Below are 15,657 nucleotides of genomic sequence, written 5' to 3'. Positions count from 1 at the left end.
CGCCGCTGTCCCTGCGAGGATGAGACGCATGAGGTCCTCCAGTGCACTCAGCCCGCAAGCTCGTGATGCCGCGATCGCGGCGATGGAGGAGACCAGCCAGGACCACGGTGAGCTCGACGTACTCGTCGTGGGCGGTGGCATCGTCGGCGCCGGCACCGCGCTTGACGCGGTCACGCGCGGGCTCACCACCGGGCTGATCGAGCAGCGCGACCTCGCCAGCGGCACCAGCAGCCGCAGCAGCAAGCTGGTCCACGGCGGCTTGCGGTACCTCGAGATGCTGGACTTCGCGCTGGTCAAGGAGGCGCTGCAGGAGCGCGGCCTGCTGCTCACCCGGCTCGCGCCGCATCTGGTTCGGCCGGTGCCGTTCCTCTACCCGCTCACCCACAAGATCTGGGAGCGCCCGTACGTCGGCGCCGGGCTTGCGCTGTACGACGGGTTCGCGATGCTCGGCAAGTACGACATGGGGGTGCCGCGGCACAAGCACCTGTTCCGGCGCCAGGTCGCCCGGATCGCGCCCGACTTCAAGGCTGATGCGCTGGCCGGCGCGATCAAGTACTACGACTGCCAGGTCGACGACGCCCGGCTGGTGCTGACCATCGCGCGCACCGCCGCCGAGCACGGTGCCCACGTCGCCACCCGGGCCAAGGTTGTCGGCTTCCTCCGGGAGGGCGAGCGCGTGGTCGGCGTCCGCGCTCGTGACCTGGAGAACGACCGCGACTTCGAGGTCCGGGCCCGGGTCGTGGTCAACGCTGCCGGCGTCTGGACCGACGAGATCCAGGAGATGGTCGGCGGCCGCGGCGCGCTGCACGTGCAGGCCAGCAAGGGCATCCACCTGGTCGTGCCGCGCGACCGGATCCGCTCCGAAGCCGGCTTCATCACCCGCACCGAGAAGTCGGTGCTCTTCGTGATCCCGTGGGGCCGGCACTGGATCATCGGCACCACCGACACCCCCTGGGACCTCGACAAGGCGCACCCCGCCGCCAGCCGCGCGGACATCGAGTACGTCCTCACCCGCGTCAACACGATCCTGCGCGAGCCGCTGGACCACGAGGACGTCGAGGGCGTGTACGCCGGGCTCCGTCCGCTGCTCACCGGCGAGTCCGAGCCGACCTCGAAGATCAGCCGCGAGCACACCGTAGTCACGCCGGTCCCCGGGCTGGTGATGATCGCTGGCGGCAAGCTCACGACGTACCGGGTGATGGCCAAGGACGCCATCGACGCCGCGGCCCACTCCCTGAAGACCACCGTCAATGTGACCGTCCGGGACTGCATCTCCGACCGGGTCGCGCTGGTCGGCGCGGACGGGTTCGAGGCCCGCTCCAACCAGAGGGTGATGCTGGCCCGCCGGGCCGGCCTGCACGTCGCCCGGATCGACCACCTGCTCGGCCGCTACGGCGGACTTGTCGACGACCTGCTGGCCTTGATCGCCGAGCGCCCCGACCTGCGCCATCCGCTCGCCGGCGCGGAGGACTACCTGGCCGCCGAGATCGTGTACGCCGTGACCCACGAAGCCGCCCGCCACCTCGACGACGTGCTGACCCGCCGTACCCGGATCTCCATCGAGACCTTCGACCGCGGCGTCGCCGCCGCCCGCCCCGCCGCGGAACTATTGGCGCGAGAGCTCGGCTGGGACGCTGCGCGGCTCGATGAGGAAGTCGACCACTACCGCCGCCGCGTCGAGGCCGAACGCCAGAGTCAGTTGAAGATGACAGACCAGGAAGCCGACGAAGCCCGCGTGAGCGTTCCTGACATCGTCTAACCCGACGCGCGGGTGGTCCGGTGTCGGCCGCACTGGCGGGCGGCGTCAAGCGGCTTGGCCGCGGCGCGCGCCAACGGCGCGCAACCAACGGCGGCGGCTGAGCGCGCGACGCGCCGCCGCAGCGCCCGCCAGTGCGGCTGGCGCCGGGCCGCTCGCCCATCTGCCACCCATCCCCAAGCCGCTTGACGCCGCCCGCAGGCGCCCGATGCCGAACCGCCCGCGCACGTGGGTGTGCGGGCGGTCCGGATCGGTGTTGTTAGTTCACCCGGACGATGGTCCCGGGGGCCTTGCACTTGGTTTTGATGGTGGCGCTGACCGCGTTGGACGGGAGGATGGCCTGCCAGAAGTAGACGCCGGGACCGCCGATCTTGGCCCTGGTCGTCCAGTAGGAACCGCTCTTGGTGACCGGCACGATGAACCGGGCGTGGATCTTGCTGGAGCGGGTGCAGTTGCCGGCGGGGACGGTCCGGAACGGCCCGACCAGGCGGATCCGGGCTTCCTTGTTGTAGCCGGCGGGGAGGCCGCTGACCGTCAGCTTGGCCCGGACCCGGGTGCCGGGCCGGACCGGGGTGGTCTCGGCCCTGATGCCCACCTTGGGTACGGCGAGTACCTGGGTGCGTGCCCCGCAGGTGCGGGCGGCGAGGTTGAGCCGGTTCTCCCGGAGATAGACGCCCCAGACGTAGAAGCCGGCCTTCTTCGACGCGAGCTTCGGCAGCTGGTAGGTGCTGTTGAGCTTGACCGGGATCCCGGTGCTGTCGACCTCACGGGCGGCCGCGCAGGTGGCGTTGGCCGCGTGGGTGAACGGGCCGTAGAGCGTGGCCACCGCCGAGCGCGGGGTCTCCACGCCGTCCTTGACCTGGAAGGTGCCGGCGAACTGCTGGCCGAGCTTGATCCGGGTCGAGGCGGCCCTGGTCGCGACCTTGGGCCGGGCCCGGACCACGATCCGCTTGGTGATCACCGGGTCGAGGTAGTGGCGGGCGACAACGACGCGGGACGCCTTGAGGTTCTGCGGCATCCGTACCTTCAGCCGGTAGTCGGGCAGCTTCTTGATCTGGACGCGGACCTTCTTGTCACCGCCGGAGTCCGGGGTGAACTGAGCGGACATGCCTCCGGTCGACCCGGTGTAGCGGGTGACCGAGGCGGCGCCCGGGTAGCTCACGACCACCGGCAGCCCGGCGATCGCCCGGCCGGTGGTGGTGACCACCGAGGCCTTGACGGTCACGGTCTTGCCGACGATCGAGTTGTTGGCCGAGACCGTGATCTTGTACGGGCCGGCGTACCTGTTGGCGTCGGCGAGCATGTCGCGGGCGAGGTCGCGGATCGTGGCGGCCTTCCTGGTGGGCCGGAGGCGAGCGGTGGTCTTGCTGCCGTTGAGCGAGTACGCCCCGCCGTGCAGCAGGTGGTACAGCGCGATGTCGACCGCGGCGGAGCGGTCCTTGTTGCGGAACGCGCCCCAGGTGGTGGCGATCCAGGCGGCCTTGTTGTTGGCCCGCTCGGAGACCTTCATCGTCCCGGAGCCGGTGAGCTTGTCGGTGAGGTAGGCCTTGCGGAAGCCGAGGGTGTGGTTGGCCTTGGTCGGGTCGATCCGGTAGACGACGTTCGGGAAGACCTTGCGGCCGCCCAGCCAGCCGCTGGCGGCGGTGCGGTTCTGCGGGATCGAGTAACCCATCCACGGCTCACCGGACGTGCCGGCGGCCTGGGCGGTGGGTGGGGAGAGGGTCGTAAGGGGGAGTGCGGCAACCGCGAGCGCGATCGCCACCTTGGTCAGTGGCTTTTTCATGCGATGTCCCATTCGCGTCGATGATTTGCGGCCCTCGGGACCCACGTCGCTCGCTGGGCGGTCCCTCCCCTGCGAGCCGCAGCCCCCGGAGGCCGCCAGTCCCGAAGGACTTTACAAGAGCGAAGGGACAGTTCGTCAGGTTATCCACAGGCACCATTTACGCCGCAAAACGGTCGTTGACAGATCTCGATGAAGTGTCAACTTGTGGATGGTCGTTACTGGAGGGTAGTGAACGGGCTCCGGCTCACCTACGCTCGATCCATGAGCGCCCAGAGTCCCACGCCCGAGCCCATGGTGACGGGCCCGCACGACCCCGAGCACGACCCGAAGGCGTCGTACGCCTTGGAGCCTGAGTACGTCGAGGCGCTGACCGCCCGGATCGTCAGCACGACCGGTGCGACCAGCCCGACGTACAGCCCGATCCACGGCCAGCCGCTCGCGAACATCCCCCAGTCGAGCGTCGACGACGTCGCCGAGGCGTTCCGGCGGGCTCGCCGGGCGCAGGCCGCGTGGGCGCGCACCAGCCTGGACGACCGGGCGCAGATGCTGCTGCGCCTGCACGACCTGGTGCTGGACCGGCAGGACGAGATCGTCGACCTGATCTGCTGGGAGACCGGCAAGGCCCGCAAGCACGCGTTCGAGGAGCCGGTCCACATTGCGCTCACCGCGCGCTACTACGGCCGCACCGCCCACCGGCATCTCGACAGCGAGCGCCGGCTCGGCATCCTCCCGCTGCTCACTCGCGCCGAGGTCAACCGGGTGCCGAAGGGCGTCGTCGGGATCATCGCCCCCTGGAACTACCCGTTCTCGCTCGCGCTCTGCGACGGCCTCCCGGCGCTGCTGGCCGGCAACGCCGTGGTCACCAAGCCGGACGCGCAGACGATGCTGACCGCGCTGCTCGGCGCGCAGCTGCTCGAGGAGGCTGGTTTCCCCAAGGACCTCTGGCAGGTCGTCGCAGGCCCGGGCCGCGAGCTCGGTACGCCGCTGATCAAGAGCTCGGACTACGTCTGCTTCACCGGCTCCACCGCCACCGGCAAGGTGATCGCCCAGCAGTGCGCCGAGCGGCTGATCGGCTGCTCGCTGGAGCTCGGCGGCAAGAACCCGCTGCTGGTGCTGCGCGACGCCTCGGTCGAGAGGGCCGCCGAGGGCGCGATCCGGGCGTCATTCGCGAGCGCCGGCCAGCTCTGCATGTCGACCGAGCGGATCTTCGTCGCCGACCAGATCTACGACCGGTTCGTGGAGCGGCTGGTCGCGCGCACCGAGGCGCTGAGCCTGGGCGCCAGCCTTGACTGGGACGTCGACATGGGCACGCTGATCTCGCCCGACCAGGTCGAGACCGTCACTGCCCACGTCGCGGACGCGCTGGCCAAGGGCGCCCGGGTGCTCACCGGCGGCAAGGCCCGACCCGACCTCGGTCCCTATTACTACGAGCCGACCATCCTCGAGGGCGTCACGCCGGACATGACCTGCTTCGCGGAGGAGACGTTCGGCCCGGTGATCTCGCTGTACCGCTTCCACGACGAGGCGGACGCGATCGACCGCGCCAACGCCGGCCGGTACGGGCTCAACGCGTCGATCTTCAGCCAGGACGGCGACCGCGCCCGCTGGATCGCTCGGCAGATCAAGGCCGGTTCGGTCAACATCAACGAGGCGTACGGCGCCACGTTCGGCAGCGTCGACACCCCGATGGGCGGGATGCGCGAGTCCGGGATGGGGCGCCGGCAGGGCGGTGAGGGCATCCACCGCTTCACGGAGACCCAGGCCGTCGCCACCCAGCGGCTGCTCCGGTTCTCACCGCAGTTCGGCCTGTCCGAGGAGACGTACGCCAAGGTGCAAACCGCCAACTTCCGCCTCCTCAAAAAGCTGGGTCGCGCATGAGCTTCGACTACGACGTCCTGGTCATCGGCTCCGGGTTCGGTGGCTCGGTCACCGCGCTCCGGCTGACCGAGAAGGGCTACAAGGTCGGCGTACTCGAGGCAGGCGCGCGGTTCGCCGACGGCGACTTTCCCGCGACCTCGTTCGACGTCAAGAAGTTCCTGTTCGCACCGGCCGCCGGCTGCTACGGCATCCAGCGCATCGACATGGTCAAGGACTGCATGATCCTGGCCGGCGCGGGCGTCGGCGGCGGCTCGCTGGTCTACGCCAACACGCTCTACGAGCCGCTCGACGCGTTCTACCGGGACCCGTCCTGGGCGCACATCACCGACTGGAAGGCCGAGCTGGCGCCGTACTACGACCAGGCCAAGCGGATGCTCGGCGTGGTCGAGAACCCGACCACGACCCCGGCCGACGAGGTGATGCAGAAGGTCGCCGAGGAGATGGGCGTCGGCGACACCTACCACCCGACGCCCGTCGGGGTCTTCTTCGGTGGCACCGGTCAGAAGCCGGGGGAGCAGGCCGCCGACCCGTTCTTCGGCGGCGTCGGCCCGCAGCGCAACGCCTGCCTGCAGTGCGGCGAGTGCATGACCGGCTGCCGGCACAACGCCAAGAACACGCTGGTCAAGAACTACCTCTACCTCGCCGAGCAGAACGGCGCGAAGGTGCACCCGCTGACCACGGTCACCCGGGTCCGCCCGCTCGAAGGCGGCGGCTTCCAGGTGGACACCCGCTGGACCAAGGCCAAGCTGTCCCGCCTAAGGAGTGACGGGTCGGCGGTCAAGACGTTCACCGCCGAGCAGGTCGTCTTCGCGGCGGCCGCCCTCGGCACCCAGAAGCTGCTGCACCAGCTGAAGGGCGAAGGCGACCTGCCCGAGCTCAGCGACCGGCTCGGCGTACTCACCCGGACCAACTCCGAGGCGCTGCTCGGCGCGCTGGCGCCGGATCTCGCGGTGGACTACACGCAGGGCGTCGCGATCACGTCCTCGTTCCACCCCGACGAGCACACCCACATCGAGCCGGTCCGCTATGGCAAGGGCTCGAACGCGATGTCGATGATGCAGACCGTCCTCGCCGACGAGATCCCCGGCGAGAACCGGGTGCGGACCTGGCTCAAGGAGCTCTGGGCGAAGAAGCGCGAGGTGCTCGACCTCTACGACATGAAGCACTGGTCGGAGCGCACCGTGATCGCGCTGGTCATGCAGACCTTGGACAACTCGATCACCACGATCGGCAAGAAGACGCCGTTCGGGTGGCGGATGACCAGCCAGCAGGGCCACGGCGAGCCCAACCCGACCTATATCCCGGTCGCGTACGACGCCGCGCGGCGGATGGCGCAGATCATGGGCGGTACGCCGGGAGGCAACATCGGCGAGCCGTTCGAGCGCCCGCTCACCGCGCACTTCATCGGCGGCTGCACGATCGGCGACTCGGCCAACAGTGGCGTGGTCGACCCCTATCAGCGGGTCTACAACTATCCGGGCCTGCACATCGCCGACGGCTCCGCGATCTCCGCCAACCTCGGCGTGAACCCGTCACTCACGATCACCGCGCAGGCGGAGCGGGCGATGTCGTTCTGGCCGAACAAGGGCGAGGCCGACTCCCGGCCGCCGCTCGGTGCGGCGTACCAGCGGATCGACGCCGTCGCGCCCGCCAGCCCGGTGGTGCCCGCGGACGCTCCGGCGGCGCTGCGGCTGCCGATCGTTGGCGTCAGCTGAGTACCGGTGTGGATGCGTCCAAACCGAGGTCACGTCGCGCTGCCGCGTAGAAGGCATTGAGTGCTTCTACCAAGCCTGGATCGTCCAGGACCTCGCCCTTCCGAGTTGCGATCTCTTCGCGCCAGATGAGCTGGTTCACCGTGTGAGTAACATCGATGGCAGGTGTCGAGGCCAACAACATGAGCTTCTCGAAGTGTGCCGTTCGTTGGAGCTCCGCGAGTTCCATGGCCTCGACAAAGGCGTCTCGGGAGGCCTCGTCGTCAGCTTCCCTGGCGCGTGAGGCGTTCGCCGAGATGTCCTTCACGCAGGTCGAGAACTCGATGTAGGTCTGAAGGCGACGCTCATCCCATCTGGTCGCCATTTGCCGCTTGTACCTAGCTCGTTCGGCGGCCGAGGTCGCCAGGTACGAAGCCAAGGCTCCAGCGACGACGCCGAGGAGCGTGAACAGCTGGGCGGCCATGGCGAACGATCCTAGGACAAGGCCTTGACAGCGGACATCAGTGAGCCGGCTGAGCCTCCAGGACGGGACGAATGGGACGTCCGGGACGGTCGTACGAATTTCTAGAGATTCGCGTAACCCCCGTTAGTAGCACTCGTTTGAGTAATCGGATCCGACAGTCATGCTCCCTCCCAGGTCGGATCGCGTGTCCAGGCGCTGTCCATCAGTTGCGTGGACGATCAGGGCCCGGCCACCCTCCCTCCCCGGCCGGGCCCTGATGCTATTTTCAACGGCCACGGCTGAGCTTGCGAAGCCGGAGATGGCGGGGAGGCCGTGTCGAGACCCACGCGAGTCGCCGCCCGCTGGTTGAGGAGGTCGCTCTGCGACCGTCTCGAAACCAAGGGTCTGTGCCTAGGACACGCTGATTTCGCGGACGAGAGCCCGGACCTGGGCAGCGGTCATGTCGCCGACGATCAGCCGCATGACCACGCGGCCGTCGGGCGCTGTCACCTCGAGGTGCTGCGAGTCGGGCGCGGGAGCTGCAGCAGTGACGCTCAAGGTCAGGCTCGCGAGCCGCAGTGGGTAGGTCGTGATCGGCGTCGGCATGTCGAAGTAGGTGTCGTCTCCGAGGTCGCCGGACCGGAGCCAGGCGTGCGGCTCGTCGTCCGCGAAGGCCGTCGGGTGGCGGACGCAGACATCTTCGCCGGTGGGGCGGTGCCAGCAGCTCTGCCAGGACGCCCGGCCGTGATCGCCACCTTCGGAGGTGCCTGCTTCCCAGTCGGAGCGAGGCAGACGGGGTCCGCGGGTCGGGTCCACGACCCGATGGGTCCGGCCGTTGACGACCTTGACCTGCACCGGAGGCGGCCCGTCGAGGTCGAGGTCATATGTCTCCGGGCCGAGGGTCTCGCCAGAGGGGTCGTACTGACACTGAGAGGTCCGACGGACGCCCGTGGGGTGGTAGACGAAGCGGAACGTCAGGACGTCACCGTCGCGGGAGGTCTCGGCCGTGTAGCTCCCTTTCCCGCAGGACCTGTAACCACGAACCTCCTTACGGTGACCGCTGCTCGGGTTGACGAGAAGCAGGCCGCCCGGCTGCACCACCGCGGCCTCGAAGTCGGCGGCCACTGGGCGCCCGGCCTCCCGATAGCGGGAGAGCTCGTCGAAGGCCAGGATGCCGAGTGGCGGGATCGCCAGGGTGAGGACGGTGGCCAGCAGCCACCATCGCCAGGTTCGGTTCTTCGCCACAGTGGATAGACGCGCGTCGGCGATCGGCGGTTGCCCGTGCCACGCAGATAGACTTCGGGCTCACCCTCCGCCGTACCCGAAAGGTGCTCATGACCAGCGCGCACGCCGGACACGACCTGGTTCTGGTCGTCGACTTCGGCGCCCAGTACGCCCAGCTGATCGCGCGCCGCGTGCGCGAGGCTCGGGTCTACTCCGAGATCGTCCCGCACACCATGCCGGTCGCCGACATGCTGGCGAAGCAGCCGAAGGCGATCATCCTGTCCGGTGGCCCCTCGTCGGTGTACGCCGAGGGCGCGCCCGGCGTGGACACCGGTCTGTTCGAGGCCGACGTGCCGGTCTTCGGCATCTGCTACGGCTTCCAGGCGATGGCGCGGGCGCTCGGCGGCGACGTCGCGCACACCGGCGCTCGTGAGTACGGGCGGACGCCGGTGCAGGTCAGTCAGGGCGGCACGCTGCTCGCCGACCTGCCTACTGAGCACAACGTCTGGATGTCGCACGGCGACTCCGTGGCCGCCGCCCCCGAGGGCTTCACGGTGCTGGCCTCGACCAGCGTGACGCCGGTGGCCGCCTTCGAGAACCTCGACAAGCGGCTCGCAGGCGTCCAGTGGCATCCCGAGGTGCTGCACACCGAGCACGGGCAGCGCATCCTCGAGCACTTCTTGCACAGCATCGCGGGCTGCCGCGCCACCTGGACCATGGTCAACATCGTCGAGGAGCAGATCGAGCGGATCCGGGCTCAGATCGGGACCGAGGGCCGGGCGATCTGTGGGCTTTCCGGTGGCGTCGACTCGGCCGTGGCCGCGGCGATGGTGCAGCGGGCGATCGGCGACCGGCTGGACTGCGTGTTCGTCGACCACGGGCTGCTGCGCAAGAATGAGGCCGAGCAGGTCGAGCGCGACTTCGTCGCCGCGACCGGCGTCAAGCTGCACGTCGTCGACGCCGAGAAGCGCTTCCTCGACGCGCTGGCCGGGGTCAGCGACCCCGAGGAGAAGCGCAAGATCATCGGCCGCGAGTTCATCCGGGTCTTCGAGGCCGCCGAGGCCGAGGTGCTCGGCTCGGCCGCCGACGCCGGCGCGAAGGTGGCGTTCCTCGTCCAGGGCACGCTCTACCCCGACGTCGTCGAGTCCGGCGGCGGCGAGGGTGCGGCCAACATCAAGTCCCACCACAACGTCGGCGGCCTGCCCGACGACCTGGAGTTCGAGCTCGTAGAGCCGCTGCGCACGCTGTTCAAGGACGAGGTGCGGCTGGTCGGCGAGCAGCTCGGCCTGCCCGCCGAGATCGTCTGGCGGCACCCGTTCCCCGGCCCCGGCCTGGCGATCCGGATCATCGGCGAGGTCACCCGCGACCGGCTCGACCTGCTCCGCGACGCCGACGCGATCGCCCGCGAGGAGCTGACCCGCGCCGGCCTGGACCGCGACATCTGGCAGTTCCCGGTCGTGCTGCTCGCCGACGTCCGCTCGGTCGGCGTCCAGGGCGACGGCCGCACCTACGGCCACCCGATCGTGCTGCGCCCGGTCACCTCCGAGGACGCGATGACCGCCGACTGGGCCCGCCTGCCGTACGACGTACTCGAGAGGATCTCGACCCGGATCACCAACGAGGTCCGCGAGGTCAACCGGGTCACCGTCGACATCACCAGCAAGCCGCCCGGCACCATCGAGTGGGAGTAGCGGGGCGTTCTCAGGCTCCATTGTCGTATCGCTGGCGAAGAACGCGGGACTTGTACGTGCCCGGCGGCAGGCAGGCAGGGCAGCCACACACCTTGCGTCCGTTCGCGCCGGGAAAGTAGCGCCAGCCGACGACCTGGGGCACGCCACGGATCTTGTGGATCTCCTTCGGCGATATCGGACGCGGGATGATGATCTCCATCCCCAACGGGTCCTCCGCATGCATGATCGCCCCGGCCGCCTCGGCGGCCGTCACCTCGACGTGCTCCTGGCTGTAGTGGCCCATGAGCACGATCTCGGTGTCCGGGATGCGGAAGTGGACCGCCGAGAGCGTGCGTGAGCCGGTTGCCCCGCGTTTGAGCTCGCGCAACCACTGGTTGCTGACCACGAAGTTCTCCAACACGGGCATCGCGTAGACGCCATCGCGAAACTTGCCGATGCGGATTCCGCTGCGGCGGATCGATCCGGTCTCGTCTTCGTTGGTGAGGTGAACGAGCATGGGCACGGCGCAACGGTAGCCGACCAAGTCGGTCGGGTACCGGCACCAAATGGCCCGTCGCGGCGGTCTGTCCGTACGAATTTGTACGTACGAAACCGTCGTACGTCCGTCGACGATGTTGACCGGGCCGAGTCGAGGTGCAGGCCGTGGTGCCATGCGCATGACCGGACCAAGCAGCCGTCAGCCTTCGACGAGCAGTTCGGCACGATCCGCGGCGAGGAGTACGGCGCCGACGAGGGAGGCGCGCTCGCCTAGATCGCTGACCACGATCGGTGTGGCGGCGACGGCGTCGAGGGCGTGCCGGCGCAGGCCGATCCGGGCGTGTTCCAGGAGCAGGTCGCCGGCGGCGGCCATGTCGCCGCCGACCACGATGACGCCGGGGTTGAGCAGGTTGACGATGCTGGCCAGCCCCCAGCCGAGGTGCAGGCCGGCGTCTTCGAAGGTTCGTACGGCGGACAAGTTGCCCGCGCGGGCGGCGGCCACGATCTCGTCGAAGCTGGCCTCCGGCATCTGGCCGGCCATCAACTCCTGGACCGCGACCGTCGAGGCATAGGCCTCCAGGCAGCCGCGGCTGCCGCAGCGGCAGACCGGACCCTGGTCGTCGAGGGTCAGATGGCCGATCTCGCCGGCGGTCCCGGAGGAGCCGTGGAACATCCGGCCGTCGATGATCAGCCCGGAGCCGACGCCGGAGGAGACCTTCACGAAGATCGAGGTGTCGTGCTCACGGCTGACGCCGCGGCGGCGCTCGGCGAGGGCGCCGAGGTTCGCGTCGTTGTCGATGTAGACCGGCGCGGCGAACACCGACTCGGCTGCTTCCTGGGCGTTCACGCCCACCCAGCCGGGCAGGATCGTCGCCGACCGGACCACCTCGTCGGTGATCGGGGCCGGTAGCCCCAGGCCGACTGTGCGGACCTGGTCGGTGCCGGCCTCGGCGAGCAGCGCGGTCAGCAGCTTGTCGGCCAGCGCCAGGCCCTCGTGGTACGGCGCGGTCGCGGCCAGCGGCCGGCGCTGCTCGTCGATGATGTTGCCGGAGACGTCAGCGAGGGCCACCGCGACGTGGCTGTGGCCGAAGTCGACGCCGGTGACCAGGCCCGCCGAGCGGGCCATCCGGACCGTCGTACCGCGTCGGCCGCTGCCCGGCTCGGTCTCGATCAGCCCGGACGCGACCAGGTCTCGAACGATGTTGGAGATCGTCGCCGGGGCCAGCCCCGTGATCCGGGCCAGGTCGGCCTGCGTGTGTACGCCGTCGGCATGGCCGTCGATAGCGTCGCTCCGAAGCACGTCGAGCACCCGGCGCTGGTTGGCCGTGCGCAGCGCTGCGGTCGATCCGGGACTGACTGCCATGAGTGAACTGTAGGGCTAGACCACCTGTAGTCGTCAATAATGGACACAAAACCAAAAAATCAGCCGTAGATAACAAATTAGTGTTCAACTCTTGACGATAAGCCTGTGACTCATGACACTCGTCGTAGGCACGCCGGGCCGGCCGTGATCGGCCCGAAACCCAAGGAGGAAGCAACCCATGGTCGGACCTGTACGCCGCCTCGCCGTCTTCGGCATCGCGGCAGTTTTCAGCGGAGCCGCGTTGACGGCCTGCGGCGCCAACGACGCCCAGGAGGGCGATGACGAGGGCGGCAGCAAGACCATCGCGCTGCTTCTGCCCGAGTCCAAGACCACCCGCTACGAGGCCCACGACCGGCCGCTGTTCGAGTCGAAGGTCAGGGACCTGTGTCCCGACTGCAAGGTCGACTACTACAACGCCGACCAGGACGAGGCGAAGCAGGCACAGCAGGTCGACACCGCGATCTCGAAGGGCGCTGACGTGGTCGTTCTCGACCCGGTCAACGGCCCTGGCGCCGGCAGCATGGTGCAGTCCGCGCAGGACTCCGGCGCGAAGGTGATCGCCTACGACCGGTTCATCGAGGGCGCCGACTACTACATGTCCTTCGACAACAAGACCGTCGGCGAGATGCAGGCGCAGGCGCTGGTCGACGCGATGGGCGACAAGGGCAACGTCCTGATGCTCAACGGCGCTCCGAGCGACCCGAACGCGGCCCAGTTCAAGGAGGGCGCGCACAGCGTGCTCGACGCGTCCGGCGTGAAGATCCTCGCCGAGTACGACAACCCCGACTGGAGCCCGGACAACGCCCAGCAGTGGACCACCGACCAGCTCGGCAAGCACCCGGCGTCCAGCATTCAAGGTGTGTACGCCGCGAACGACGGCCAGGCGGGCGGCGTGATCTCCGCGCTCACCGGTGCCGGAGTGGCCGCCGACGCGCTGCCGCCGGTGACCGGTCAGGACGCCGAGCTCGCCGCGATCCAGCGAATCGTTGCCGGCCAGCAGGCGATGACGATCTACAAGCCGATCCCGATCGAGGCCGAGAAGGCGGCTGAGGTGGCCGTCGCGCTCGCCAACGGCGACGAGGTCACCGACACCACCGACTTCGAGGGCGTCCCGTCGTTCATCTTCGATCCGGTCGTGGTCACCAAGGACAACGTCGCCGACACCGTGGTCGCGGACGACTTCATCCCGGCGGCCGACATCTGCCAGGGCGAGTTCGCCGCAGCCTGCACCGAGGCCGGAATCGAGTAACAACTTGTCTTCGCTCACCAAAGACGCGCCGGTCAGGGATGTGGTCCTGTCCCTGGCCGGCGTTTCCAAGCGGTTCGGAGCCGTTCAGGCGCTGACCGACGTACACCTCGAGGTAGCTGCCGGTGAGGTGGTCGCCCTGGTCGGCGACAATGGCGCCGGAAAGTCCACGCTGGTCAAAGTGATCTCGGGTGTCTACCAGCCCGACGCCGGCGACATCGAGCTTGCCGGCCGCCACATCCACGTGGGTGGGCCGCGGCAGGCGCAGGTGCTCGGCATCGCGACGGTCTTCCAGGACCTCGCGCTGTGCGACAACCTCGACGTGGTCGCAAACCTGTTCCTCGGCCAGGAGCGGTTGGTCGGGCCGGTGATCAACGAGGTCGAGATGGAGACCGCGGCCTGGAAGCTGCTCCGCAGCCTCTCGGCCAAGATCCCGTCGGTCCGGATCCCGATCGCCAGCCTCTCGGGCGGGCAGCGGCAGACCGTCGCGATCGCCCGGGCCCTGGTCGGCAGCCCCAAGGTGGTGATGCTCGACGAGCCCACCGCGGCCCTCGGCGTCGCCCAGACCGCGGAGGTGCTGAACCTGATCGAACGGCTCCGCGACAACGGGCTCGCGGTGATCCTGGTCAGCCACAACATGGCCGACGTCCAGGCGGTGGCCGACCGGATCGTCGTACTCAGACTTGGCCGCAACACCGCCGAGTTCCGGGTCGAGGACGCGACGACCGAGGAGCTGGTGGCCGCGATCACCGGCGCGTCGGACAACGTCGTGGCGGCCCGTCAGCAGCGCAAGGGAGGCGAGCATGGCTGAGGTGAAAGAGGCGCAGGAGGCACTGCCTCCGGTCCCCGCGGATCTGCAGGACGAGCGGCTGATCAATCAGGTCGGCCTGGTGCCGGCGCTGCACCAGTTCTGGAACCGGCTGCGCGGCGGCGACCTCGGCAGCCTGCCGGTCGTGCTGGGCCTGCTGATCATCTGCACGGTCTTCTACCTCATCGAGCCGCGCTTCCTGTCGTCGTTCACGCTGGTCAGCATGACCGTGTTCGCGGCGCCGGTCGGGATCATCGCGCTCGGGATCGTGCTGGTGCTGCTGCTGGGGGAGATCGACCTGTCGGTCGGGTCCGTGTCCGGCTTCACGGCCGCCTGTATGGCGGTGTTGGTCGTCAACGAAGGCACCTCGATGTTCGTCGGCCTGGCGGCCGGCATCCTGATCGGCGTCGCCATCGGTGTCCTGTACGCCGTACTCCACACCCAGCTGGGCGTGCCCAGCTTCGTGTTCTCACTGGCCGGGCTGCTCGCGTTCCAGGGTGGCCTGCTCTACGTGCTGGGCAAGGACGGCACGATCAACCTGCCCAGCGACTCCTCGCTGGTGCAGTTCGCGAAGTTCGGCTTCATCTCCGAGGGGCTGGCCTATTTCCTGGTCTTCGCGATCACCGCGGTGTACGTCGGCTCCCAGGTGTGGGGCCGCTACCGCCGCGAGAAGGCCGGCCTGTCCAACAGCTGGTGGGTGTGGCTCGTGCTGAAGGCGGTCGCGCTGTTCGCCGGCCTTGCCTGGCTGACCTGGTACCTCTACATCGACCGTGGCTGGTCGAAGGTCTGGCTGCTGTTCGCCGCCCTGGTCGTGGTTATGGACCTGCTGCTCCGCAAGACCAAGTGGGGGCGTCACCTGTTTGCCGTGGGGGGCAATGAGGAGGCGGCGCGCCGGGCCGGCATCAAGGTCGACAGGACATATCTGTCGGTCTTCGTGCTGTGCTCGGCGCTCGCTGCCCTCGGCGGGCTGATGTCAGCGGGCGTGCTGACCACGGTCTCGCAGTCCAGCGGCACCACCGATACCAACCTGACTGCGATCGCGGCCGCGGTGATCGGCGGCACGTCGCTGTTCGGCGGCCGCGGCTCGGCGTACTCGGCGATGCTCGGGATCGTTGTCCTGCAGGCCATCCAGACCGGCCTGAACATGACCAACGTGGACAGCTCGGTGCGGTTCATGGTGACCGGCGGCGTGCTGCTGCTCGCGGTGGCCATCGACTCGATCTCCCGCCGGGCCCGCTCCTCCAGCGGCCGCGGCTAGGGCATGGCTCTCAAGTCCG

General features: G+C 69.0%; 12 protein-coding genes. 7 read left to right on the top strand and 5 right to left on the bottom strand.

What is annotated here, in order from left to right:
* Positions 1-28: 28 nt before the first annotated feature.
* Entirely contained in the window at positions 29-1,759 is a 1,731-nt protein-coding gene (locus DDV73_RS14585) for a glycerol-3-phosphate dehydrogenase/oxidase (protein ID WP_109507987.1), read from the top strand.
* A gap of 256 nt (positions 1,760-2,015) precedes the next feature.
* On the opposite strand, the gene DDV73_RS14580 is transcribed toward DDV73_RS14585, so the two are convergent.
* Complete coding sequence (locus DDV73_RS14580) at positions 2,016-3,539, bottom strand: hypothetical protein (RefSeq protein WP_109507986.1); 1,524 nt, start codon at positions 3,537-3,539, stop codon at positions 2,016-2,018.
* Positions 3,540-3,800: 261 nt separating this feature from the next.
* Here DDV73_RS14580 and DDV73_RS14575 point away from each other — a divergent pair, with 261 nt between their 5' ends.
* The gene (locus tag DDV73_RS14575) at positions 3,801-5,417 is read left to right on the top strand and encodes a succinic semialdehyde dehydrogenase (RefSeq protein ID WP_109508150.1); all 1,617 of its coding nucleotides are present in this window, start codon (positions 3,801-3,803) and stop codon (positions 5,415-5,417) included.
* A complete protein-coding gene (locus tag DDV73_RS14570; protein ID WP_109507985.1) occupies positions 5,414-7,132 on the top strand; it encodes a GMC family oxidoreductase N-terminal domain-containing protein in 1,719 nt (572 codons plus the stop codon). Before DDV73_RS14575 ends, DDV73_RS14570 begins: the two co-directional genes overlap by 4 nt.
* Here DDV73_RS14570 and DDV73_RS14565 read toward each other — a convergent pair.
* Together DDV73_RS14565 and DDV73_RS14560 are read right to left on the bottom strand one after the other, a co-directional pair.
* Entirely contained in the window at positions 7,125-7,592 is a 468-nt protein-coding gene (locus DDV73_RS14565) for a hypothetical protein (protein ID WP_109507984.1), read from the bottom strand. The two genes, DDV73_RS14570 and DDV73_RS14565, sit on opposite strands and share 8 nt — an antisense overlap.
* A gap of 390 nt (positions 7,593-7,982) precedes the next feature.
* On the bottom strand, positions 7,983-8,816 hold the full coding sequence (locus tag DDV73_RS14560) for a hypothetical protein (protein ID WP_109507983.1): 834 nt from the start codon (positions 8,814-8,816) through the stop codon (positions 7,983-7,985).
* An 89-nt stretch (positions 8,817-8,905) separates the two neighbouring features.
* Between DDV73_RS14560 and guaA the strand changes: the two genes are divergently transcribed.
* Positions 8,906-10,486, top strand: coding sequence for a glutamine-hydrolyzing GMP synthase (guaA, locus tag DDV73_RS14555; protein ID WP_109507982.1), 1,581 nt, complete (start codon positions 8,906-8,908; stop codon positions 10,484-10,486).
* 10 nt (positions 10,487-10,496) lie between these two features.
* Here the strand turns inward: guaA and DDV73_RS14550 are convergent, their stop codons facing one another.
* Together DDV73_RS14550 and DDV73_RS14545 are read right to left on the bottom strand one after the other, a co-directional pair.
* Positions 10,497-10,988: a hypothetical protein gene (locus DDV73_RS14550; protein WP_109507981.1), complete on the bottom strand. Its 492-nt coding sequence runs from the start codon at positions 10,986-10,988 to the stop codon at positions 10,497-10,499.
* Between the two features lie 174 nt (positions 10,989-11,162).
* Positions 11,163-12,326 (bottom strand): ROK family transcriptional regulator, encoded by a 1,164-nt coding sequence (locus DDV73_RS14545; protein WP_109507980.1) that lies wholly within the window; start codon positions 12,324-12,326, stop codon positions 11,163-11,165.
* A 178-nt stretch (positions 12,327-12,504) separates the two neighbouring features.
* Between DDV73_RS14545 and DDV73_RS14540 the strand changes: the two genes are divergently transcribed.
* Genes DDV73_RS14540 through DDV73_RS14530 form a run of 3 tightly spaced genes read left to right on the top strand, consistent with a single transcriptional unit; the run spans position 12,505 to position 15,638 of the window.
* Positions 12,505-13,575, top strand: coding sequence for a substrate-binding domain-containing protein (locus DDV73_RS14540; protein WP_109507979.1), 1,071 nt, complete (start codon positions 12,505-12,507; stop codon positions 13,573-13,575).
* 4 nt (positions 13,576-13,579) lie between these two features.
* Positions 13,580-14,383: an ATP-binding cassette domain-containing protein gene (locus DDV73_RS14535; RefSeq protein ID WP_109507978.1), complete on the top strand. Its 804-nt coding sequence runs from the start codon at positions 13,580-13,582 to the stop codon at positions 14,381-14,383.
* Positions 14,376-15,638 (top strand): sugar ABC transporter permease, encoded by a 1,263-nt coding sequence (locus DDV73_RS14530; RefSeq protein ID WP_109507977.1) that lies wholly within the window; start codon positions 14,376-14,378, stop codon positions 15,636-15,638. Before DDV73_RS14535 ends, DDV73_RS14530 begins: the two co-directional genes overlap by 8 nt.
* Positions 15,639-15,657 lie beyond the last annotated feature (19 nt).

It is taken from the genome of Nocardioides speluncae (assembly GCF_003121585.1).
GTDB classification, from domain to species: Bacteria; Actinomycetota; Actinomycetes; order Propionibacteriales; family Nocardioidaceae; genus Nocardioides; species Nocardioides speluncae.
This window is presented reverse-complemented; position numbering and strand designations above follow the sequence as displayed.

Coding starts and splice junctions, on each gene's coding strand:
- DDV73_RS14530 (WP_109507977.1), top strand. CDS start 14,376: ATGGCTGAGGTGAAAGAGGCGCAGGAGGCACTGCCTCCGGTCCCCGCG.
- DDV73_RS14570 (WP_109507985.1), top strand. CDS start 5,414: ATGAGCTTCGACTACGACGTCCTGGTCATCGGCTCCGGGTTCGGTGGC.
- DDV73_RS14585 (WP_109507987.1), top strand. CDS start 29: ATGAGGTCCTCCAGTGCACTCAGCCCGCAAGCTCGTGATGCCGCGATC.
- DDV73_RS14540 (WP_109507979.1), top strand. CDS start 12,505: ATGGTCGGACCTGTACGCCGCCTCGCCGTCTTCGGCATCGCGGCAGTT.
- guaA (WP_109507982.1), top strand. CDS start 8,906: ATGACCAGCGCGCACGCCGGACACGACCTGGTTCTGGTCGTCGACTTC.
- DDV73_RS14580 (WP_109507986.1), bottom strand. CDS start 3,539: ATGAAAAAGCCACTGACCAAGGTGGCGATCGCGCTCGCGGTTGCCGCA.
- DDV73_RS14545 (WP_109507980.1), bottom strand. CDS start 12,326: ATGGCAGTCAGTCCCGGATCGACCGCAGCGCTGCGCACGGCCAACCAG.
- DDV73_RS14565 (WP_109507984.1), bottom strand. CDS start 7,592: ATGGCCGCCCAGCTGTTCACGCTCCTCGGCGTCGTCGCTGGAGCCTTG.
- DDV73_RS14575 (WP_109508150.1), top strand. CDS start 3,801: ATGAGCGCCCAGAGTCCCACGCCCGAGCCCATGGTGACGGGCCCGCAC.